This is a genomic window from Salmonella sp. 3C, assembly GCF_025426275.1.
Classification (GTDB): Bacteria; Pseudomonadota; Gammaproteobacteria; order Enterobacterales; family Enterobacteriaceae; genus Salmonella; species Salmonella enterica.
In genome coordinates this window covers 2,154,170-2,180,191 of record NZ_CP104858.1, presented here as the reverse complement: position 1 = coordinate 2,180,191, position 26,022 = coordinate 2,154,170, and the positions used below count along the sequence as shown (strand labels likewise).

Annotated in this window: 7 protein-coding genes; 1 reads left to right on the top strand and 6 read right to left on the bottom strand. The window is 46.7% G+C overall.

Annotated features, from left to right (window positions below):
• Positions 1-6: 6 nt before the first annotated feature.
• The 6 genes from siiE to ssb1 all read right to left on the bottom strand — a co-directional run bounded on the left by siiE (position 7) and on the right by ssb1 (position 22,874).
• The gene (gene siiE / locus N7E69_RS10280) at positions 7-16,686 is read right to left on the bottom strand and encodes a non-fimbrial adhesin SiiE (RefSeq protein WP_000527232.1); all 16,680 of its coding nucleotides are present in this window, start codon (positions 16,684-16,686) and stop codon (positions 7-9) included.
• A gap of 16 nt (positions 16,687-16,702) precedes the next feature.
• Positions 16,703-17,980: an SPI-4 type I secretion system protein SiiD gene (gene siiD / locus N7E69_RS10275; protein WP_001081936.1), complete on the bottom strand. Its 1,278-nt coding sequence runs from the start codon at positions 17,978-17,980 to the stop codon at positions 16,703-16,705.
• On the bottom strand, positions 17,977-19,296 hold the full coding sequence (gene siiC / locus N7E69_RS10270) for an SPI-4 type I secretion system protein SiiC (protein ID WP_001752294.1): 1,320 nt from the start codon (positions 19,294-19,296) through the stop codon (positions 17,977-17,979). Before siiC ends, siiD begins: the two co-directional genes overlap by 4 nt.
• Positions 19,286-20,674, bottom strand: a complete 1,389-nt coding sequence (locus N7E69_RS10265; RefSeq protein WP_000875181.1) for a MotA/TolQ/ExbB proton channel family protein — start codon at positions 20,672-20,674, stop codon at positions 19,286-19,288. Before N7E69_RS10265 ends, siiC begins: the two co-directional genes overlap by 11 nt.
• Positions 20,671-21,303, bottom strand: coding sequence for an SPI-4 type I secretion system auxiliary protein SiiA (siiA, locus tag N7E69_RS10260; protein WP_000389234.1), 633 nt, complete (start codon positions 21,301-21,303; stop codon positions 20,671-20,673). The genes N7E69_RS10265 and siiA overlap by 4 nt, the downstream gene beginning before the upstream one ends.
• 1,040 nt (positions 21,304-22,343) lie before the next feature.
• Positions 22,344-22,874, bottom strand: coding sequence for a single-stranded DNA-binding protein SSB1 (gene ssb1, locus N7E69_RS10255; RefSeq protein ID WP_000168322.1), 531 nt, complete (start codon positions 22,872-22,874; stop codon positions 22,344-22,346).
• A gap of 247 nt (positions 22,875-23,121) precedes the next feature.
• Between ssb1 and uvrA the strand changes: the two genes are divergently transcribed.
• On the top strand, positions 23,122-25,947 hold the full coding sequence (uvrA, locus tag N7E69_RS10250) for an excinuclease ABC subunit UvrA (RefSeq protein ID WP_000357725.1): 2,826 nt from the start codon (positions 23,122-23,124) through the stop codon (positions 25,945-25,947).
• Positions 25,948-26,022: the final 75 nt, after the last annotated feature.

Genomic DNA, 26,022 nt, shown 5'->3' with positions numbered 1-26,022 from the left:
CCGTTATTATGCGTGTTCTTCTTGATTATCTACAGGTAGCGTAACTTCATTAACGGCGAAAACATCAATAGCGCCGTTATTGTTGTGCCCTACAGAACTCGTGGAAGGGGAATCATTAATATCATCCTCGGTCTTTCCTCTTGCATTCATTGCGTTCACAATATCCGCCGAGGAGTGATCGACTGAGAATGTTTTCTCCTTAATCAGGAAATCATTGTCTTTATCAATGAATTTCACGTCCATAGTATATTCACCATCTTCCAAAGATAGCGGAACTTCGAATATTGCTTTCTGGTTAGTTATCGGCAGAGTAAACTCTTCTCCTTCAAACATAATACTGACATTAACAATATTCTCAGGTACTGATATTTCAAAAGAAGGTGTCTGACTAATTGAACGATCTATTTCATCCCCAGAGTCAGCGTTTAACAATGTAATACTATAGGCTGTCTCCTTCACCACGCTTTCTTCCGCCGCAGACGGCACTGTACGAAGATGCGTAGCGCTTTCGGCATTCACTGTTTCAGACTCCGGTGGAGTAACCGCTGTTGCCGTGGCGTCATCGCTCGCATCGTCATGCTGGCTATCCGCTGTTACCGTCACCGTTGAGTCAACCGTCACCGCTAGCGAAGCAGATTGCTGTGAGTTCCCCGCGCGATCCACCACCGTCACGCTCAGCGTGTAGGTACCATCATTCCAGGCGGCTGGCGGCGTGAAGGTCCAGCCATCCGCGCCTTGCGTCGCCTGATAGGTGTCTGTCACGCCGTTATGCGTCACGTTTACGGTCACCCCGGTCACATCAGCATCAATATGCTGCAGCGTGAACTTAGGCTGGGTGTGATTCGTCACGTTATCGCTGTCTGAAACGCCATTGTCTTCACCTGCTGCCAACGCAATCTCCGGCACCGTCAGCGTACTGTCGATCGTAACGGTAATGGGTAACGAGTTTTTCTGATTACCCGCGGCATCGCTTGCGATTACCGATATCGTATAGGAACCATCAGCTAACGGTGTACCTGGCGTAAAGAACCAAACGCCATCGGCATTTTTTTCAGCATTATATACGGTCCCATTGATATCGACCTGAACGACCACAACATCGCTTTCCAGATTCCCGATAATAAAGGTAGGTTGCTTATCTCGCGTAATATTATCGCCCACCGTACCACTGTCTGAGTCTGGAGATAATGAAATAACGGGAACCTCTTTCATGATATCGAGAGGGACATCATCACTCCGGTTACCAATCGCATCCACACTCGTAATGGTAAACTTCCCTTCCGATGGATACGGGATCGCCATACTCCATTTACCATTATCAGGAACGGTTAACGTATAAGTATTCCCATTACTATCGGTTATTATTAGCTGAGATTTGGCTTCCGCCGTTCCCTGCATAATAATTAGATCGTTGACAATATCTGAATACGTTACGACCGGAGCGTTTGGCGGCGTTCGATCAATAAATATTTCATGTACCTCTTCCTTACGGTTGCCTGCGTTATCCTCAATACTCAACGTGATATCGTATTTACCTTCCGGAAGCTGATCGGTCGATAATTCCCACTGCCCATTAGCCGCAACGACAGCGGTTGCCAACGTGACCCCTGCCACGATTAATGATACCGTAGCGCCAATTTCCCCCATACCTCTCATGGTAATAGTGGAGCTATTACTCCACCAGTCCGTTTTCGATGATGATTTATTGTCATCAAGCTCGCTGGTAAATACCTGGATATGCGTATCGACCCAAATGGAATACTTTTCCTGATTTACGTTACCAGCACGGTCCGTAGATTTAACAGTGATATCCAGTTGGCCTTCTGTGAAATAAAGCGGGTTCACCGGCATCTGCCAGTGGCCTTTTTCATTAACCCAAACTTCCCCCACATTTAAGCCATTAATGATGATTTCTATTTTGCTATTGGGCTCGGCACTGCCACTAAACAATAAGTTACGCGTCGTGTCCGTTATATATATTTTGCCATCACTACCGGTCATCTCTGCTAACGTTTGTCCACCGATAGAATCAATGGCGACAGGCGTCGTATTAAAGGTATCGATAGTAAACTTTAGCGTTTTCGAGGTAGCCGTGTTGCCTGCTTTATCGGTGATAACATAATAAATGCTATGGGAACCATCGCCCAACGGTGACTCAGGTCGATAAACTTGATTTCTGTCCGTCACCGTGATCGTATCGACTAACACCCCATCAATGAAAATCTGAACACTCTGGTTCATTTCTCCAGAAATACTAAACGTAGGCCGGGTCTGACTCGTTATACTATCATTACTGAAAATACCGTTATCAGAACCTGCCACCATAGCAGGATTATCGATAAACGTACTGGTATCTATCGTGACGAGTAAGCGAGGCGATTCTGCCGTATTACCTGCCGGGTCTTCGGCAACCACACGGATAGAATATTCACCATCTTTTAACGCATTATCAAACTGGTAGGACCAGGTTCCATCTTCAAGCACAAGCACATTTGCCACGATCTTTTCATCCACATAAATATGGATTGTGGCTCCCGCTTCTGCGGTGCCAACTAACACAGGCTTGTTGTGATTAGTAATCAGATCGTCAAGTGAACCAGAGTTGCTTGCATCTTCAAGGTTGAGCGTTGGGAAGTCGGTTGATGAATCGACATCCACGCTATAATCCTTGCTCACTTCAGTGTTGCCAGCAACGTCAGTAATGCTGAAATGAATATTAAACGTACCATCATCTTGCAGCAGTATCGGCGCGCGCCATGTGCCATCAGCCTCAACCATAACAACGTTGACTAATTTACCATCGACAAAGATGCTGACCTGAGAACCAGCCTCCCCGACACCTGAGACTGACAACGCCCGGTTATTAGAGAGGGCCGGTAATGAATCTTCATCAATGTCAAAGACAGCAATTTGAGAATCGATTGTCACGGTTGTAATCGCAGACTCAACCCGGTTACCAGCAGTATCCGTAGCAACAAATTGCACCTGATACTCGCCGTCGGCGCTATTTGCCGGCATGGTATAGCTAATATTACCTGACGAACTCGCCTCTACTGTGCCTTGTAACACACCATTAATATAAACCTGTACCGTCGCGCCGGGATCGGTCATGGCAACCAGTACCGGAGACTTATTATTGGTAATCAGATCATATTTATCACCGCTATTAGTATCCCGACTTAATGAAATATCGCTGATTTCAATCTGCGTATCATGTTCTATCAGGATATCTTTTTGTTGGCTGTTGCCCGCTTTATCTTCCGATACCACGACAAAGGCATTACTACCTTCACGCAGATCTAATTCTGCGCTCCATCGACCATCATTGCCTACCACCAGGGTAGCAATAACCACCCCCTGCGGACTCCTGATGGTTAAAGTACTTCCGGCTTCGGCAGTACCATCGATGGTGACATGAGATTTATTGGTGATCCAGTCGCCAACTTTGCCACTGTCATCAGCTTCGCGTAATACCACGGTTAACGGCGAAATTACCGTATCCAGTATCACATTCTGCGGACCAAACTCTCTGATATTGCCGGCAACATCTTCAACTTTAAACGTTAATACATAATTACCGTCATTACCCAAAGCAGGTAATACTACGCCCCAGTGTCCTGCGCCTGTCGTATAAGCAATCGCTTTTTCAACGCCATTCACAAAGATAGTGATTTTGCTGTTTGGCTCACTGGTGCCGCCAATCTCCGGCGTCACCGTATTGATATATCCGCCCTCATGCATTCCAGATATATTCCATACCAGTTCAGCAACCTCGGTATCGATAGTGACATCAACGGCGGTGGAACGCAGTTCGCTATTATCGCGAGGGTTGACGATACCCACCTGGACGACATAATGGCCATCTTTCATTTCCGATAACTGGAAAGTATATCGACCCGCTGTATCCGCTGTCGCCTCGCCGACCTTCACGCCATCCACATAAATACTCACAATCGTATTAGGTAACGTGCTCCCAATCAGGGTCGGCGTTTTATTATTCGTCGTAAAGTCTCCTAAGGCACCACTATCGCTCTCCTCGCTGAGCTTTATGGTTGGAGGCGTGACATCAATAACAGGTATTACTACAGGAAAGTCGACCTGCGACGATTCATTACCCGCTTTATCTTTGGCAACAATGCTCACAACATAGGAGCCTGGCGCTAATACTGATGGCGGCGTCCAACTCCATTCGCCATTCGCATTGGCGTTTGCGGAGCCGACCACTTTCCCATCCCACTGAATCATAATCGTCGAGAACGCTTCGGCAAACCCTTTGAACTCAGGACGCAGGCTGGTTGCTTCATGCTGATCATCAATAGATGGATCCGAAAGGCGAATGGTGGGATCGATCGTAACCGTATCGATAGTGAATCTTTCCTGCGTTTGCGCAGTATTTCCCGCGACATCTGTTGCGACGACGTTGATGGTATACATGCCATCCGGCAGTATATTCGGCGTCACACTCCAGTTGCCATCAGCGCCAACCGTAATCGTTTGTTTTAAAACCTCCCGACCTGACTTATCGTCAACAATGGTAATCACCAGTTTCGCATTGGGCTCTGCAGTACCTTCGAATTTGGGATTTTGCTTATTCGTAAGGTTATCGCTATTGGAATTTCCGGTATCAGACGCTGGCTCCATTCTGACACTGACGCTTGTCGTGGTATCAATGGTAAAGGGCAGCTTAGTTTCAGAAGTATTTCCGGCAATATCTCTGAAGACAACAACGGCTTCATATACGCCATCGTTTAACGCAACGGGAACCTGGAATTCCCAGAGGTTATTGCCATTTGCCGTAACCGGATAAGAAACGCCGTTAATTCTGATTACAACAGTATCAATATCGGCGGATACATTGCCAATAACGAAACGTGGTTTAGTGACACTCGTAATATTATCAACAGCGCTTTCGCCAGTATCATCCGCATCCAGCAAATCAATACTGGGATCAGAAACAATAGTGTCTATTGTGAATGATACCTCTTTGCTAATTTTATTACCTGCGATATCTTCAGCCACTATTTCTATTTTGTAAGTTCCATCCACTAACGGTGTATCAGGGGTAAACAGCCATTTATTACCTGCCCCCTGAGTCAGTGTGCTGGATTTCCCGTTTAAAATTACCGTCACGCTCTGCAGCGGTTCTCTGGCTGAAATTTCAAAACGTGGAGAGGTAATATTCGTAATACCATCCGTAGAATCCTTTCCGGCGTCGTCCAGCATCACGACGCTCAGGCCGTCAATCTGCGTATCCACGGTGAAGCCCAGCGTGGAATTTGCCGTATTCCCTGCCCGATCCGTCGCCTGGACATGGAGAGTATAATGACCATCAGGCAATGCGCTACCTGCAGTAAATTCCCACTGCCCGGCCGCATTTTTACTGATGGGCGTCCAGTTTACGCCATCGAAAGAAACCAGCACCGATGTCACATCATCAGGCGTTGCAATTTCAAAAGAGGGACGGGTAGCATTGGTGACATTATCGTGATCGTTGACGCCGCTATCTGTTGTTAACGTAACACTGTCAATCTGAACCTGCGTGTCGATTTCAATCTTCAGTTCGGCCGATGTTTTGGTATTACCAGCAATATCCGTTACGGTAACAGAGATCGTATGCTGACCGTCAGACAGCGGTTGATCCGGCGTAAAGGTTAAATTCCCCCCTGTGTTTTCAATGGTGTAATCCCGACCATCAATATGAACCACAATGTGTGATACATCATTATCGACATTACCGATAATAAACACCGGTTTGTTAATCCTGGTAAGATTATCATTAGTATCATCACCAGTATCATGGGTGGGATCGAGTACAATTGTCGGCTCTCGCAGAGTCGTATCAATCGTAAACTGCAGCGTTTCTTGCGCAACGTTGCCGGCGATATCAGTCACATCAACCAAGAGAGTGTGTTGCCCATCAGGTAATGCCGAACCGACATTAAATATCCAGCGGCCATCCCCTCCTTTTGTGAGTTCAATCCAATTAGCGGCGTTATCGATTTTAACGCGCACATGGGTAATATCATCAGCGGTAACAATACTAAACTGCGGCTTGTCGACTTTGGTAATGTTATCTACATCGCTATCACCGCTATCTGTAACCAACGTGACGCTTTCAATTTCAGCCGTCGTATCTATCACAACAGGTAATGGTTTCGATGTCGCGGTATTTCCGGCCTTATCTTCAACCGTAACGGTAATATTATAAGAACCATCCGGAATGGCATTGCCTGGCGTAAATTGCCAACCAGCCCCAACCTTAGTCGCGTTATAATCATGACCATCAATCGTCACCACGACTTTGATAACATCGGGGTCAACATTACCAATCGTAAAGGTGGGTCGTGAAATATTAGTGATATTATCGGCTGTATTCGCTCCGGTATCTTGTCCTGCGTCTAAAGCAATAGTCGGAACCTGTATATTAGTATCGATATTAAATACTAAATCTTTATTCGCAATATTACCTGCCTCATCCGTGGCCTCTACGCGAAGGGTATATGTGCCGTCAACCAGAGTATTCGGGCTGTCAAAAATCCACTGTCCGTCGGCATTTTTGCGTATCACATTCCAGTTAGCGCCACCATCCAGGGTTACGCGTACCTGGACGACATCACCGGGAACGTCAATTCTGAATGACGGTTTGGCAACATTCGTTAATTGATCATTCTGCACGCCAGTATCATTAAGCAATACGATATTGTTAATGGTTGTCGTGGTGTCAATACGCACCTCAAACGGCGCAGACTCTTTTACATTCCCCGCCAGATCTTCCACCACAACGGCTAACTGATATGAGCCATCAGCCCAGCTCGCAGAAGGCGTAAAGCGCCATTGACCATTGGTGAATACCGCCGCTTCCTCGTGCGTTTTACCGTTGTAAGTTACTTTGACCATCACGCGCGTAACGTCAGAATCAACCTGGCGTATGTCGAACACAGGCCGATCGTGATTGGTGAGGCGATCGCCAACAGTACCGCTATCTTCGCCAGCTGCCAGTTCAATCACCGGCGTAGTCAACGTACCGTCTATCGTCACCTTTAAAGGCGCGGATGTTTGCTGGTTGCCTGCCACATCTGTTACCGTCACGGTGAATGTGTAGCTACCGTCCGCCAAAGCAGAATCCGGTCGATAGCGCCAGCCGTCGGCTGATTCGGTGAGTACCACCGTTTTAAACGTGCCGTTATGCTCAATACTCAATTCCACGTGTCGAACATCTTTATCGATACTCCCCAACACAAATACTGGCTGAGTGACGCTGGTCAGATTATCGTTCTTATTCTGTCCGGTATCCTGATCGGGCGCCAGCTCAATGGTTGGCGTCATCAACGTGATGTCGATAGTGAAATTGAGCGTCTCCGTCATCTTATTACCCGCACCGTCAGTCACTTCCACGGTCAGGGTATGCTGTCCCTCTGGCATATCCGTCGGCCAAGTGTAATCCCAAATGCCAGCCGTCGAACTCTTGATTGCGGTAACCCAGGTCGTGCCGCCGTCAATACTCAGAAGAACCTTTTCCACATCATCCGGTACCGAGATCTGGAACTGCGGACGCACATGTTTTGTCACATTATCGCCAGGGACGCCGCTATCGTTGACTAATTCAATATGATCAATGGCTATTTGCGTATCCACTGTCACCGTCAGCGGCGTAGACGGACGCGTATTTCCCGCCCGATCCTCCACTGTCACCGTCAGCGTATAATCACCGTCGCCCCACGGCGCTGGCGGTGTAAAGCTCCAGCCTCCAGCCCCCTGTGTCGCGGTAAACGAGGTTGTCGTTCCATTATGCGTGACGCTGACTGTAACGTTGATAACATCCGAATCGATATTCTGCAGAATAAAGGTCGGTCGGGTGCGATTGGTCATATCATCGCCAGGCGTACCGGTATCATCCGTGCTATCCAGCGCAATAGTCGGCGTCGACAACCGGGTGTCGATGAAAAATTCAAGCGTTTGCGTCGCCGTATTGCCCGCTCTGTCGGTGACCATGACGGTTAGGGTGTGTTTTCCATCGCCCATATCCGTTGGCCAGGTATAGCCCCAGACGCCTTCAATACCCTGCGCCGCGCTCACCCAGTTTGCGCCCCCATCAATGCTCAGTTGCACAGAATTCACATCCGCCGGCACCGTGATCTCAAACTGCGGACGGGTGCTGTTAGTTAGATTGTCATCAGGCACGCCATGATCATTGACCAATGTAATATCAGTAATGCTGGTTTGCGTATCTACCGTCACTATCAGCGGCGTGGACTGACGAACGTTTCCTGCGTTATCCGTTACCTCTACCGTCAGTGTATAGCTACCGTCCGCCCAGTCAGCATCTGGCGTAAAGCGCCACTGTCCTCCAACCTGGGTTAGTGTCACTTCCTGGCTATTGCCGCCCTGTGTGATCCGCAAAATGACCGATTGCGCATCGGAGTCAATATTGCCAATGGTAAAGCCCGGTCTTTTGACGCTCGTAATATGATCGCCAATGGCACCTGTATCGTCCCTGCTATCCATAGTGATGGTAGGCGTTGACAGCCGGGTATCAATGGTAAAATCGAGCGTCTGCGTCGTCTTATTTCCCGCCTTATCGGTCGCTTCTACCGTCAGGGTATGTAGCCCGTCGGTCACATCTTTCGGCCAGGTGTAATCCCAGATCCCTGCCGTGCCCTGTGTTGCACGAACCCACGTATTACCGCCGTCGATACTCAGACGTACCTCGTTGACATCCCCTGGCACCGTGACGCGGAAGTGTGGACGAACGTCATTGGTCAGGTTGTCGCCGGGAATACCGTTATCATTAACCAGTTCAATAACATCAATGGTGATTTGGGTATCAACCGTGACCGTCAGCGGCGCTGAGTATTTTACGTTCCCCGCATCATCCTCCACCCTCACCGTCAGCATATAGTCGCCATCTGCCCATGTGCCGGTCGGTGTCACGCTCCAGATGCCGGTCGCGCCTTTGGTGGCCGTCAGCACTTTTTTCGTGCCGCCATACTGCACCTCAACCGTGACATACCGCGCGTCTGCGTCAATATTGCCCAGTATAAACGTCGGCTTATTCGCGTTGGTCAGGTTATCGCCTTTTGTTCCGCTGTCGTCCGTGCTGTCCAGCACGATAGTCGGTTCTGACAGCATGGTATCGATGATGAAGTCCAGTTTCTGCGTCGTCTGGTTTCCCGCCTTGTCGGTCGCCTCCACTGTCAGGGTATGCTTCCCCTCTCCCACATCAGCCAGCCAGGTATAATCCCAGACGCCCGGCGTCGCGCTCTGGGTAGCGTTGAACCACGTCTTGCCGCCGTCAATGCTCAGGCGTACCTCGTTAACATCCGTCGGTACCTTCACCTGGAAGTGCGGACGCACGTTATTAGTCAGATTATCGTCGGGAATACCGCTGTCATTGACCAGTTCAATGTTATTAATGGCGATTTGCGTGTCCACCGTCACCGTCAACGATGCAGAATGGCTGGTGTTCCCCGCTTTATCTTCGACTGACACACTCAGGGTATAATCACCATCCGCCCACGCCCCTGTCGGCGTAAAGCTCCATCCGCCTGTGCCTTTCGTGGCGTCAAATGTGGTGGTGACGCCGCCATGCTCCACGCTGACCGTAACGCGAACGGCATCATCATCAATATGCTGCAGGGCAAATGTCGGCTGGGTGCTATTCGTCATGTTATCGCCCTGGACACCGGTATCGTCCGCGCTATTCAGTACGATGACCGGCACTGATAGCGTGGTATCAATAGTGAAGTGGAGTGTCTCCGTCACCGTATTACCCGCATTGTCAGTCGCTTTCACATTCAGCGTATAGTCGCCATCCGGCACGGTGCCCGGCCAGGTATAATTCCAGACGCCCGGCGTCGCGCTCTGTGTCGCCTTAACCCAGGTCACGCCACCGTCAATGCTCAGACTAACTTCGTTAACGTCCCCCGGTACCGTCACGCGGAACTGCGGATGGGCGTCGTTAGTCATATTGTCGCCGGGAATACCGTTATCATTAACCAGTTCAATAGCATCAATGGTGATTTGGGTATCAACAGTGACCGTCAGCGACGCTGAGTGTTTTTCGTTCCCCGCCTCATCTTCCACCCTCACTGTCAGCGTATAGTCGCCATCTGCCCATGTACCGGTCGGTGTTACGCTCCAGTTGCCGGTCGCGTCTTTGGTAGCCGTCAGCACTTCTTTCGTGCCGCCATGCTGCACCTCAACCGTGACATACCGCGCGTCTGCGTCAATATTGCCCAGTAAAAACGTCGGCTTATTTACGTTGGTCAGGTTATCGCCTTTTGTTCCGCTGTCGTCCGTGTTGTCCAGCACGATAGTCGGTTCTGACAGTAGGGTATCGATGATAAAGTCCAGTTGCTGCGTCGTTTTGTTTCCCGCCTTGTCGGTCGCCTCCACTGTCAGGGTATGCTTCCCCTCTCCCACATCAGCCAGCCAGGTATAATCCCAGACACCCGGCGTCGCGCTCTGGGTCGCGTTGAACCACGTCTTGCCGCCGTCAATGCTCAGGCGCACCACGTTGACATCAGTCGGTACCGTCACCTGGAAGTGCGGACGCACGTTATTAGTCAGATTATCGTCGGGAATACCGCTGTCATTGACCAGTTCAATATGGTCAATGGCGATTTGCGTATCGATGGTGACCGTCAACGGCGCTGAGTGGCGAATATTACCCGCCTCATCTTTCACCGTTACCGTCAGCGTATAGTCGCCATCAGTCCACGCGCTGCCGGGTACAAAACGCCACTGCCCGTTAGTCTGCGTCAGCTCCACCTCCTCGCTGTGACCATCGCGCATCACCTGCACGACGACCTGAGTCACGTCAGAATCAATACCGCCGATAATAAAACCCGGCGTTTTAACGTTAGTCTTATTATCGTTGGCGGTGCCGCTATCATCTGCGCTATCCAGCGTGATGGTCGGTGTCGACAATGTGGTATCAATGATAAAATTGAGCGTTTCCGTCGCCGTGTTGCCTGCAACATCGGTTGCTTTCACTGTCAGGGTATACGTATTTTCGACCAGATCTGTCGGCCATATATACTCCCAAACGCCGTCAGACGTCAGCGTTGCGTTAACCCAGTTGATGCCGCCATCAAGACTCAGTTGCACAGAGTTCACGTCCGTCGGTACCGTAATATGAAACTGTGGACGTGCTTCATTGGTCAGGTTATCCCCGACAATACCCGTGTCATTAAGAAGCTCAATGCGATCAATAGACGTTTGCGTATCGATAGTCACCGTCAGCGGCGCAGAATAATTTGTATTACCCGCCTTATCTTCTACCTTTACCGTCAACGTATAGTCGCCATCGGTCCAGGCTGCGCCCGGCGTAAAGCGCCACACACCGCCGTTCTTAATCAACTCTATCTGTTGGTTCTTACCATCATGCGCCACCGTCACCACCACTTTGGTCACGTCGGCGTCGATATTACCGAGGGTAAAGCCTGGCATCTTAACGTTGGTGATGTTATCGCCAGCGGCGCTATCATCCGCGCTGTCCAGGGTAATAGTCGGTTCTGACAGAATGGTATCGATGGTGAAGTCCAGTTTCTGCGTCGTTTTGTTTCCCGCCTTGTCGGACGCTTCCACCATCAGGGTGTGAGGGCCGTTAGCCACATTCGTCAGCCAGGTGTAATCCCAGACGCCCGACGTCGCGCTCTGCGTGGCGTCAAACCACGTTTTGCCGCCATCAATACTCAGTCTTACACCGTTAACATCCGCCGGTACTGTCACCTGAAAGTGCGGGCGCGCTTCATTGGTCAGATTATCGCCGGGGATACCGCTGTCGTTAACCAGTTCAATACGGTCAATGGCGATATGCGTGTCTACTGTCACCGTCAACGGCGCGGACTGCTTCACATTTCCGGCCCTATCTTCTACCTTCACCGTCAGGATATAGTCGCCGTCCGCCCAGTCGCTGGTCGGCGCAAAGCGCCACTGTCCGCCGGTCTGAACCAGTGGCACCTCCTGTTTAATGCCATTGTGCATTACCTCCACTATCACCCGGCTGACATCGGTATCAATATTGTTGAGGGTAAAGCCCGGCGTTTTAACATTGGTGATATTATCGCCCGCGATGCCGCTGTCATCTGCGCTGTCCAGCGAGAGGGTCGGCACAGACAGAGTGGTATCGATGGTGAAATCAAGTTCCTGCGTCGTCTTGTTTCCCGCCTTGTCGGTCGCTTCTACCGTCAGGGTATAGCCTCCGTCGGCCACATCATCCGGCCAGATATAATCCCAGGCGCCCGGCGTCGCGCTCTGGGTAGCGTTGAACCACGTCTTGCCGCCGTCAATGCTCAGGCGCACCACGTTGACATCCGTCGGTACCGTCACCTGGAAGTGCGGACGCACGTTATTAGTCAGATTATCGTTGGGAATACCGCTGTCATTGACCAGTTCAATGTTATTAATGGCGATTTGCGTGTCCACCGTCACCGTCAACGATGCAGAATGGCTGGTGTTCCCCGCTTTATCTTCGACTGACACACTCAGGGTATAATCACCATCCGCCCACGCCCCTGTCGGCGTAAAGCTCCATCCGCCTGTGCCTTTCGTGGCGTCAAATGTGGTGGTGACGCCGCCATGCTCCACGCTGACCGTAACGCGAACGGCATCATCATCAATATGCTGCAGGGCAAATGTCGGCTGGGTGCTATTCGTCATGTTATCGCCCTGGACACCGGTATCGTCCGCGCTATTCAGTACGATGACCGGCACTGACAGCGTGGTATCCACCGCGAAATCGATGGTCTTCGTCACGGTATTGCCTGCTTTATCAGTCGCCTCCACCGTTAGCGTGTATTGACCATCTGCCAGGTCTGTCGGCCAGATATACTCCCAGCTTCCTGCCACGCCCGGAGTTGCCTGAACCCACGAATTACCACCGTCAATGCTCAGACGGACTTCATTGACATCCGTAGGTACCGTCACACGAAAGTGGGGACGGTCGTCGTTGGTCATATTATCGCCTTTCACGCCGCTATCGTTGACCAGTTCCACCCCATCAATAGCGATTTGGGTATCGATAACGACCGTCAGCGGCGCTGAGTAGTTGGTATTTCCTGCCTTATCTTCTACTTTCACCGTTAACGTGTAGCTGCCATCCGCCCACGTATTCCCTGGTATAAATAACCAACTACCATTGAGGTGGGAAAGTTCGATCTCTTCGCTCACGCCATTGTGCATCACCTGTACGACGACCCGATGCGCATCAGCATCAACACCGGAAATAGCAAAACCTGGCTTATTGATATTGGTCAGGTTATCGCCTGTAACCCCCGTATCATCCTTAGAAAGCAGGGAAATCACCGGCGTTGATACTGTGGTATCGATAGTAAAATCGAATACCGCGCTGTTCGCTTTATTACCCGCAATGTCCTCAACCTTGACATAAACCTGATGCAAGCCTTCCGTTAAATCTGAAGTAAAGGTATAGGCCCATGAACCATCAGGTTGTTGCGTGGCAACACCGATCTGCGTATCAGACGCGGCATCCCATACCTGAACACTGATAATGTCCGGATCAATATCTTTTAGGTGCAAGGTAGGTTTAACGATATTCGTTAAATTATCATCTGAAATTCCCGAATCTGAATCCGGGCTCAATGAAACTATCGGTATTGAAATAGCAGTATCGACGCTAATTAAGAAAGGATCCGAATGAGCAATGTTGCCAGCGATATCTTCAACTGAAGCGGTTATTCTATGATCGCCATCAACCAAACCTTGATCGGCTTTCAGGGTATACTCCCATCTGCCATCTTTATTTGTTCTGACCTCAGCGATCAGTGCACCATCAATATAGAGTTTAACCGTTGAATAGGGTGCAGCGGTTCCTGTCAGTGCAGGATTCTTTTCATTAATAATATGGTCTGTATTATCAACCCCCGTATCGTTGACCAACTCTATTGTTGGTTTTTGCGTTTGCGTTACGATTTGGAAATTATACGCTGATGAGGAGGCAGTATTACCGGCAATATCTTCTACCTTTACCGTTACGTCATGCGAGCCATCAGATAACGCTGTGGTAAATTGAAAATTCCATACACCATCATCGCCAGCAATAGCCTCACCACTTAACACACCGTCAACATAGATGGAAACCTTAGCATTAGCTTCAGCCATCCCGGTAAACAACGGCGTATTAATTTTAGTAATCATATCGCCTTTAACGCCAGAGTCAGCGCTATCATGCAACATAACAGTAGGGATCGGCGTAAAGCTATCAATGGTAAGCTGATAATCTACAGATGACGTTCTTCCTAAAGGATCGATGGATTCAACCGTAATCTTATAAACATTGTCAGACAGATTTCGGGAAATATCAAAATTCCAGTTACCGTCTGCATCCGCAGTCGTCACGCCTATCGTTTTACCATCAATAAGGATATTTACGGTAGCAAACCTATCCGCTGTTCCCAGTAATGTCAGAGCATTATGTTTATTGGTAATCCAGTCGCCTTTTGCACCGGAATCATCACTGGCATCGAGTTCCGCTTTTGGAGGTACAACTTCAGTTTGAATAGTAAAAGAATATTTAACAGTAGAGGATTTATTGCCGGCGGCATCCTGAGAAATGATTTCAATATCATAGGCGCCCTGAAGAAATTTATTACTAAACTGATAATTCCAGGTCCCGTTTGAGTCAACCTCAATGCTGTCATATAATTTACCATCTCGCATCAATAAGATGGTAGACTTTGGCTCTGCCGTACCGACTAAAGCCGGTAAATCATTCCCTGATAAAATTATACCATTCGGCAAAACAACATAATCCTCCAAAGAAACCGTCGGAGGTACAGGGGCAATAGTATCAATAACGTAACTAAAGGAAAAATCCTTTTTGTTGCCAGCGACATCTTCAACAGTGAACGTAAGATTGTTAATCCCTTCCACTGAGTCGGAAGTGAAATTGAACGTCCATTCGCCCTTGTCATTCGCTTTAAAAATAACCTCTTCGCCAGTCTCACTATTTATGACACTGATAATAGCATTTGGCTCAGTTTTACCTGTAAAGGTTGGGCGAGTATTGTTAGTAACGTTATCTCCGACAATACCGCTATCATTCGTCGTTTCAATCTCAGCGCTGAAATAGCTGATACGTGTATCAATAGTAAAAGGCAGATTTGCCGTCGCTGAGGTATGCCCGGCAATATCAGTAGCTGTTGCTGTTATATTGTATTCGCCATCCTTGAGCGGCGTAGTAAGCGTATAGCTCCATGTCCCATCTTTAGCAACAATGACCTCACCAAGATGTTTAAGTCCAAGATAAATAGAGACTGTAGAACCGGGTTCCGCCACACCAATAAATGTTGGCAGGGTGCTATTTGTAATGTTGTCATTTTTAATGCCGGAATCACTACTATCATCCAGCTCAATCGTCGGCTTTTCCGGAGGAATGGTGTCGGTTATGATACTATCCGTCGTTTCGTTTTTATTACCTGCTTTATCTACAGCAACGACTTTTATACTATTTTCGCCCTCAGATAATTCATTATCCTTAAATTCATAACTCCAGTTTCCATCTTTATCGACATCAACGCTGGCAACCAGTTTATTATCTACATAAATGTCAACCTTAGCATTCTCTTCCGCCGTACCAACAATTGAAGGCGTCAAGGTCGGCGTTAAGCCCTTATGACCGGACACACTACTTTCAGGCGAAAGCTCAAATGTTGGCTTATCGGTAACGGAATCGATAGTAATGACAAGTTTGGCGCTACCGCTCCCATCAGCAGTCTTGGCCTCTGCCTCCAGATTATATGTTCCATCAGTCAATGTTTCAGGCGCAGTGAAGGTGAAGTTACCCAAACTATCCGCTACAGCCTGACCGACAGCAATACCATTAATTTTAATAATGACCGTGGCATTGGGAGCAGTGCTACCTACAAACTGAGGTTTGGTAAAATTAGTTATACTATCATCTTTGCTACCGCTGTTACTTTCGGCCGCAAGCGCTAATGTGACTTTAAGCGGCTCTTTAACAGACTCAGCATCGAGCTTATTTTCCTCATTTTTACTGCTATTACTTTTGCCAGTACTGGTATTTTTATTAATAGGCTGAGGAAGAACTTTTTCAGCATCGTTCTGTTTAGAAGCCTGCGTTGCTTTAGCCTGTGTATTTTGCTGGGAAGCATCGCTTTGCTGAGCCAAATTGTCTTTTGCTACATTGTCAGCCAAAAAGTTCTGCAGCATTTCTTCAATTTGCTTTGACGAGTTCTGTACTTCAAACGCTTCATTGAGCGCTTTTTCTGCTGCCTCCTTAGCTTTCTCTGCTTCTTCCTTCGCCTTATCAGCTTCTTTCTTTGCGTTTTCAGCATCGTCAAGCTGCTTTTTTAATTCCTCTTCTTCCTTCTTATTTCGTCGTTTGCCATTACCTTTCTTTTCTACCTGAGCAGAATCAACCAATGAGCTGTCAATTCTCTCCAGTTGAATATCTTTTAAATCTACGCTGCCCAGAATTTTAGCGCCGGTAATAGTCTTATCTTTAAATTTAACAGCGAGGTTATTGCCTTTGATACTTGAATAAAGAGCGCCATTGACAATGATCACTGAACCACGCGGCGTGGTAATGTTCATGTCTGGCCCGGAAAGAGAAACTTTTGCGCCTTTGGCATTACCCAAAGAAGATAAATCAATTACAGAATTTTGATCGGCAAAAAACTTTTGTATGCTTTTATTTCCCATAATATTATATTCACTCTCAAGGTGTATCTAATCGTTTAGTATTAACTGGTTCTGAAAAGGCTTTGTCCACGCCTTTCATCAAGGGAGATAACAGGTATTCCATAATGCTGTGTTTTCCGGTAATTACACTGGCGTCAACAGTCATACCTGGTTTTAACCACCGTAAATCATCTTCATTAACATCGAATGCAATAATTACTTTATAATAACGCTGAATTGTTCCTCCGGTATTTTCCTCATAGGAATCAGGGCTAATATTATCGATAGTCGCATTATACGATTTTATCTTTGGTTGGATAATTGACTGCACATCCAGTTTAACGGCTTCATCTACATATATTTGGTCACGGTATTTGGGTAATATTTTCACATCGGCCAGCATAGTCCTTACTTTTGGTTTTATTTCAAAAAGTAAGTCCGCCGCCTGAATCACACCACCATGAGTAGTGGCACTTTTATTGATTTTATAAATTACACCGTCAACCGGTGAATAGATATCCTCCTCATTTATCTGCTTCTCTATTACTTTTAATGTAGAGTTAACAACCTCAAGTTCCTGAAGATTTTTAGATATTATTTTAGATAAAGATAGTCGCAATTCATTATTAAGCGCCTCAATATCATTAACAACCAACTCAATATCATCTTTTTTTAAAGTGATGCTACTTTCAATATCATTAATTTCAGACTTAACTTTTATATACGTCTGTTTCTTGTTAAGAAAATTGGTATATGGGCTAATTCCTTTTTTTACCAGTGGGGAAAGAATATTTATTTCTTCGGCAAGCAATGCGAGTTCTTTTTCTTTCGAACTCAGCTTCTCTTGTAATCCGCTAATCTCAGAATCAAGAGAGGTTTTTTTTAACTCTTTAGCTCTTATCTGACTATGCACTAATTCAATATTCGCTTTTACCTCTTTATTGCTTAAAGAACGGGTGCCATCCAGGGTAATCAACCCACTCTCATTTTCTTTATCAAGAATGAAAGATATTTCGTTAACATCTTTATCCAGATACCCTTTTTGAGTTCTATACCTTTGATATTCTTTTTGCAGATCAAGGTTAACGACCTTTGCAAGGAGTTCTCCTTTTTTTACAGTATCACCCTCGGCTACATAAATATCTTGTATCGTCCCTCCTTTAGAAAGAGATATTAACTGAGCATTATCTTTAGTAGTGATAACGCCCTGACCATGAACCACTGAATTAATTTCTATAAAGTAGGTAAGGATAATAATTAAGATCGTCAAAGAAATAATTATCATCATGAGATGATCGCTTTGTCTTCTATTCATTTCATTACATTTAACTCACTTTCAGTATTTCCTTTTAAATAATCCATTAAATGAAAAATCAATGAGAGTTGCTGTAGCTTTAAAATATACAGGCTATATTTGCTGTCGATCATGCTTACATATGCCTGAAATGCTTCATTACGGCTTGAAATTAAATCAAGCAAACTTTTTTGCCCTAACTGAAACTCCTGCTCATATAATTCAGTAAGCTGTAACGCGTTTGTATGTGAACGTTCCGCCACTGAGTAAGTCTCTTTTGCAGCGGCGTATTTTGAAAGTTGTGAATCAATGTTATAACGCGTTTTAATCAAAAAATCGTCAATTTGCAGCTTAGCCTGCGAGTAACTTGCCACCATTTTTCTTTCCTGGGCTGAATTTCTGAACCCATTAAAAATGTTGAAACTGACATTGATACCCGTTTTAAATTCATCTTCATAATCACTTTTTTTGGCACTACCGCTCGGGTTATTCTGTACATAGCTGGAAACAAGATCTACAGTCGGAAAATAGGATGATTTTGCGGCATTAATATCTTCGGTCGCGGCTTTTCGGGTATTGACAAGCATCTTATAGTCATCGTTGTATTTCATCACCATGTCCATAAGTTTTTCAGGGTTTTCGACAAAGATATATTTTTTGAAGAGGTTGAATTTTTCATCGCTTTGAATCTGAACTGGCGATAAATTCAGACCAGTCATATTCTGCATTTTATACATTTCATCATCCAACATCGACTGATACATAATGCTTCTGGTATTTAATGCATCGATAGATACTTGTACTTTACGCATATCAGATTGCATCGCTACACCGGAAGATACCAGCAACGAAAAAGTTTCCAGCATCTTTTTATAAAACTCTTTCTCCAGATTTACGCCATCAATCATTTCACGATATTTACTGATGTTGTAATAGGTTGTCACAACCTCCTGAGACACTATATTCTTTGTTTTTTCATAGTCAGTTTTACTATTATCTCTTTCATATTCAGATTTCCTGATATTAGCCCCCCTCACTCCAAAATCCGTTATTCGGTATGATAAAGACACCTTATTTTCAACGTTCCTCTCGGTACCTGATGACTCTTTCCTGTTATTATTAAGGCCAGATGTTAGATCCAGGGTAGGATAAAGTGCTGCCCGTGAAAGATCTAAGTCACTGTTTTTCTTTTCAGTCTCATAATATGAAACAGCAACAGAGGGCTGATGCGTTAATGCGGCATTAACTAAATCTCTTAGAGGAATGACCGGAAGCTCGCTGGCGTATGTGCTTTGTGTAATAAAAGCAGTCGTCAGAAAAAACATCTTAATCTTCATTTTTTTCCTCCTTGTTTAACAAACGTTGCTTTACTATTTCCTGATGCATAGATGTTATTTTTTCCATTAATGGCATATAGGTATCACGGTAGCTAACCATTTCAGCACTAATCTCTTTAGTATTGGCAATAATCTTTTTATCAGTAGCCGATAGATCGGATAGCGCTAAATGAACATTATTCATATCCTCATCCATTTCTTTTCTCAGCCCATCGAGAGTATGAGAAATATCGGCACTGCCAGCGGCAATATCGTTTATGGTCTTACCATGTGAAAGAGATTCCTGATAACATTTATCAACTGATGTCATTATTGAATCATTCTTTTTATCTATAATATTTTGTATTGTACTCATTGCCTCCAGTCGTGCATTATTATCAGCAAGCAGGATATTACCTTCAGATAAACGCGAGGTAATTGTTATTACACCGTCAGATAATTTTTTGAGATTTTCGTTACTGCTTACCAGATAACCATCAATCAGCGTAGAAAGTTGCTCTAGTTTTGCTGAGTTATCCAATAGTCGGTTTTGCAAAGTGACAAAGCTATCTGATAGCATCTCTCGTTTCTTTTCTTCATCCTGCGTCCGTAAATTTTCAACTGACAGATAGTTATCAAAAAACGCTTTAAACAACTCTTTAAATTCTACAAGCGTCTCTGATTCAACCCGCAGGCTTCGTTGTTTATTATTGGATCTGTTGCTTATGATTTTTAATTTTTTGATTTCCGTAGAAACAAGGGAATAGGAGCTGCGAACAAAAACACTTTGTGAGGTCAGGAGTATGGCGCAAACAACACCATAGATAGAAGATACAAATGCGGTATTCATCCCTTTCAATGGTTCAGAAAGCGACGCTACCATTGTCACGATCATATTGAGTGTATTACTTGCATTATCACCGCCAACATCTGATGGCGAGCTCAATAAGTTCCCGATTGAACCAATCGTAATAGACAGACCCGCAAACGTCCCCAACAGGCCAACAAGCGTCGACACATTGCTACAGCTCATAATAAATGACAATCGTTGATTACGGGCGGTAGACACATTGTCATCTAATTCCATCAGCAAATTGAAATCACACTGTTTGGGTTCCCCGGCAAACAAAACCTGATTGAGGTTAGAAAGAATGCTATTTTTTCTACTGGCGTCCTGAGCTATTAATATGTCTTTTGCTGAAATATTTTTAAGAATAGTGAATAATGCACACAAAGAACCTGTAATATAAATGGCAATAATGACTCCATTGTAAATTGCAGAAACCATAAAGTTATCAAAAACATACTCTCTTATACCGGGAAAAGATAAAGCGAAAAAAGGGAGTATGGCAAGGAAAAAACAGACAAACAAATAGCGGTAATGATTTATATATTTCACTCTGACACCTTTTTATTAATAGTCGTGATAATAGCTTTACTCGTTGTACTTGATGCTGCGGAGTTAACACTCATGTCAATAACTACATCAGGATATATCTTCTTAATCTCTTTCATTAAAATAATTCCCCGTTCATATCCCAGTCGTAAAGAGTCAGAGAAAGAGATGTCTGCCTGAGGAATAACCATTTCTATCAATAAATTACTATTGATTTTGTCTTCTAACCAAGCCTCTATTTTATGAGTATCCTCTTCAGAAAAGCTTCTCAGCCTGCCATGATACGTAATAACAAGCTCATTTTTTGTAGATGTTATATCAATTTTCTGACCATCGGCGATATCGTATACTCCAACCTCCTTACCTGACATTGTAGTCATTCCGTCCGACACATCTTGAGTATTCACTTCTTTATTAACTATTTCATTAGCATTTGAATTGTCATTGGCTCCGCTATTTTGAGCAGTAGATTTAGTCTTATTCTCTATATTTGCTTTATAAACTTTAATTGAGTTGTCATACATAATAATCATATTATTAAGTGCAAACACCAACATAAGAAATATAAAAATACACAATACCGTAGAGAATGTATCAACAAAACTAGGCCACGGATTACTTTCGTCTTCCATGTTGTCTCCTGATATTACATTGTGAATAAAATGTTTTTGTGGATTAGAAAGGATAAAGGATGCTCAACTTATTCAGAAAGTGAACGCTACCGCCCTTGGCTTCCTGCTACCAATACGCTTTATAGATTTCAGTTTTCCTACATCTCGTAATCAGAAAAATAAAAACAACGACGCCATTTTTATGCGCCCACAACAAAGATGAGTGCTTTAATTAAAAACACTCTTCATTTTTTTAATTAGGTAGACATCAATTATTGCACTAACTATATCTTCCCCAATAATAGGTATCGCATAAGCTCTCAACTCATAAATAAAAAATAGTCATCAGCAAATTAAAACCACCCACCGATAAATAGATTTGTTAGCTAATCATTGAAACTCTAAATCATTTTAAGGACATATTTCTTTTTAATACGCGTTATAACCATACGTATTTAATAAATTTGCCTCCAGAGGATAAAATTAATTTTCACAATTAAAACATAGGGTCATAGGGACTTCAATATAACTTAAATCATTAACAATATAATAAGTGGGGAGTAAAAAATCAGAATTGCGTAAAAACACACACAAATAAAACCATTTTTTATATAAAGCCAGCTATAAGTAATAACTTTATCTTCAGCAATTAAAAATAAAGCAAGATGCACATATCATATTTGAGCTCATCACAAGCTAAAGCAAACATTTAATTAACCATTGATAATACCGACCATTCTCTAACGTTATTTTATAATATCTTTTTGTTGTCAAAAAATGGCTATAAATTATATATTTTGCAGATGAGTTTTCTCTTTCATATTTAAGACAATCCGGGTTATTGCAGTACATTTATGAACTTCGGCTGGATAATGATGTGCCGAGGCGAGTCGGCCAGAGGCGATAAGCGACATTTTTCCGTAAGATATGCGCTTCTCTTTTTTGAAAGGGATACAAAGACAATAATACCAGGTAAGAAAATGCCTGGTTTACACCAGGCATTTCAGCAGACGAGAGCTATAGCGAAAATGCAAATAACGCTTTGACTTTTTTACCAAAAATCAGAACGGAATGTCGTCGTCAAAATCCATTGGCGGTTCGTTAGACGGCGCTGGCGCGGATTGCTGTGGACGCGACTGCGCGCCGCCGCTGAACTGGTTGCCGCCCTGCGGCTGCTGAGGTTGTTGTGGCTGACCCCAACCCCCCTGCTGCTGACCGCCTGCCGGCGCGCCGCCGCCCTGGCGACCACCCAGCATCTGCATCACGCCGCCGATCTGCGGAACGTTAATTTCAGTCGTATAGCGTTCCTGGCCACTCTGATCGGTCCACTTGCGGGTACGCAATTGACCTTCGATATACACCTGAGAACCTTTACGCAGATATTCGCCGGCCACTTCCGCCAGTTTGCCGAACATCACCACCCGGTGCCATTCAGTCTGCTCTTTCATTTCGCCGGTCTGCTTATCGCGCCAGGATTCAGAAGTAGCCAGCGTTAAGTTGGCGACAGCGCCGCCACTCGGCATATAGCGTACTTCCGGGTCCTGGCCCAGATTACCAACGAGAATCACCTTGTTTACGCCTCTGCTGGCCATAATTGAGTCTCCTGAATACGTTTCATAAATAGTGTAAACGCGTGAGTGTACCATTTCCACGTAGCATTTTAATAGCTGCGATGCAGGTTCCAGGTCACTCGCGCGAACCTCATATTGTTGCATACTTTAGCTGAAGATGCATTCCAATACTGTATATTCAAACAGGTTAAATTGTGTCATAATTAGCCGTTTCTGCCGTTTGTCCTTCAAACAAACCAGGCATCCGAGTCTCTACCGGGAAAGGTGAATGGATAAGATCGAAGTTCGGGGCGCCCGCACCCATAATCTCAAAAATATTAACCTCGTCATCCCCCGCGACAAACTGATTGTCGTGACCGGGCTTTCGGGTTCAGGCAAATCCTCACTGGCTTTCGACACTCTGTATGCCGAAGGGCAGCGTCGTTACGTTGAATCGCTCTCCGCTTACGCGCGGCAGTTTTTGTCGCTCATGGAAAAACCGGATGTCGACCATATTGAGGGGCTATCGCCCGCGATCTCAATTGAACAGAAATCGACATCGCACAACCCGCGCTCTACGGTGGGTACTATTACCGAGATCCACGACTACCTGCGCCTGCTGTTTGCCCGCGTGGGCGAGCCGCGTTGTCCGGATCATGACGTGCCGCTGGCGGCGCAAACCGTTAGCCAGATGGTCGATAACGTGCTGTCACAGCCGGAAGGCAAACGTCTGATGCTGCTCGCGCCGATTATTAAAGAGCGTAAAGGCGAACACACCAAAACGCTGGAAAATCTGGCAAGCCAGGGTTACATTCGCGCCCGTATTGACGGCGAAGTCTGCGATCTCTCCGATCCGCCGAAGCTGGAGCTACAAAAGAAACATACCATTGAGGTGGTGATCGATCGCTTCAAAGTTCGCAACGATCTTTCCCAACGCCTGGCGGAGTCGTTCGAAACGGCGCTGGAATTATCCGGCGGCACGGCGGTTGTTGCCGATATGGACGATGAGAAAGCGGAGGAGCTTCTGTTCTCCGCCAATTTTGCCTGTCCGATTTGCGGCTACAGTATGCGCGAACTGGAACCGCGTCTGTTCTCGTTCAACAACCCGGCAGGCGCCTGCCCGACCTGTGACGGGCTCGGCGTTCAGCAATATTTCGATCCGGACCGCGTGATCCAGAATCCCGACCTGTCGCTGGCAGGCGGCGCGATTCGTGGTTGGGATCGTCGCAATTTTTATTACTTTCAAATGCTCAAGTCGCTGGCGGAACACTATAAGTTCGACGTGGATGCGCCGTGGGCAAGCCTCAGCGCCAACGTACATAAAGTCGTGCTGTACGGTTCCGGCAAAGAGAACATTGAATTTAAATATATGAACGATCGCGGCGATACTTCCGTGCGCCGCCATCCGTTCGAAGGCGTGCTGCATAATATGGAGCGCCGTTATAAAGAGACGGAATCCAGCGCGGTGCGCGAAGAGCTGGCGAAGTTCATCAGTAATCGCCCCTGCGCCAGCTGTGAAGGAACGCGACTGAATCGCGAAGCGCGCCATGTATTTGTGGAAAATACGCCGCTGCCTGCTATTTCCGATATGAGCATTGGCCATGCGATGGATTTTTTCACTAATCTCAAGCTTTCCGGGCAACGAGCGAAAATCGCCGAAAAAGTGCTAAAAGAGATCGGCGATCGCCTCAAGTTTCTGGTGAACGTCGGCCTGAACTATCTCACGCTCTCCCGCTCGGCAGAGACGCTTTCCGGCGGCGAAGCCCAGCGTATTCGTCTGGCGAGCCAGATAGGCGCCGGGTTAGTCGGCGTGATGTATGTGCTGGATGAGCCGTCCATCGGTCTGCACCAGCGCGATAACGAACGGCTGCTGGGTACGCTGATTCATCTGCGCAATCTTGGCAATACCGTGATTGTGGTGGAACATGATGAAGACGCCATTCGCGCCGCCGACCATGTGATCGATATTGGCCCCGGCGCGGGCGTTCACGGCGGCGAGGTGGTGGCGGAAGGCCCGCTGGAAGCCATTATGGCGGTACCGGAATCGCTGACCGGCCAGTACATGAGCGGTAAACGCAAAATTGAAGTGCCGAAACAACGCGTGCCGGCAAATCCAGAAAAAGTGCTCAAACTCACCGGCGCGCGCGGCAACAACCTGAAAGATGTGACCCTTACGCTACCGGTAGGGCTGTTTACCTGTATCACCGGCGTCTCGGGTTCCGGTAAATCGACGCTGATTAACGACACGCTGTTCCCCATCGCCCAGCGTCAGTTAAACGGGGCGACTATCGCCGAACCGGCGCCGTATCGGGATATTCAGGGGCTGGAACATTTCGATAAAGTGATCGATATCGACCAGAGCCCAATCGGGCGCACCCCGCGTTCCAACCCGGCGACCTATACGGGCGTCTTTACCCCGGTTCGCGAGCTTTTTGCTGGCGTGCCGGAGTCTCGCTCGCGCGGCTACACGCCAGGGCGATTCAGCTTCAACGTGCGCGGCGGTCGCTGCGAAGCGTGCCAGGGCGATGGCGTCATTAAAGTCGAAATGCACTTTCTGCCGGATATTTACGTGCCGTGCGACCAGTGCAAAGGCAAGCGCTATAACCGGGAAACGCTGGAGATTAAGTACAAAGGCAAGACCATCCACGAAGTGCTGGATATGACCATTGAAGAAGCGCGTGAGTTCTTTGATGCGGTTCCGGCGCTGGCGCGTAAGCTGCAGACGCTGATGGACGTGGGGCTGACCTATATCCGTCTTGGTCAGTCGGCGACGACGCTTTCCGGCGGCGAGGCCCAGCGCGTGAAGCTGGCGCGCGAACTGTCGAAGCGCGGCACCGGGCAGACGCTGTATATTCTCGACGAGCCGACCACCGGCCTGCACTTTGCCGATATTCAGCAGTTGCTTGACGTTCTGCATCAGTTGCGCGATCAGGGCAACACCATCGTGGTGATCGAACACAACCTGGACGTCATTAAAACGGCGGACTGGATTGTCGACCTCGGCCCGGAAGGCGGCAGCGGCGGCGGCGAAATTCTCGTCTCCGGTACGCCGGAAACCGTGGCGGAGTGCGAGGCGTCGCATACCGCCCGCTTCCTTAAACCTATGCTCAAATAACCTTCACGCCGCTTTCCGATTCGCCGGGAAGCGGCATCATTTTTCCTCATCCCACCTCATTGTATCCGTGTTGAG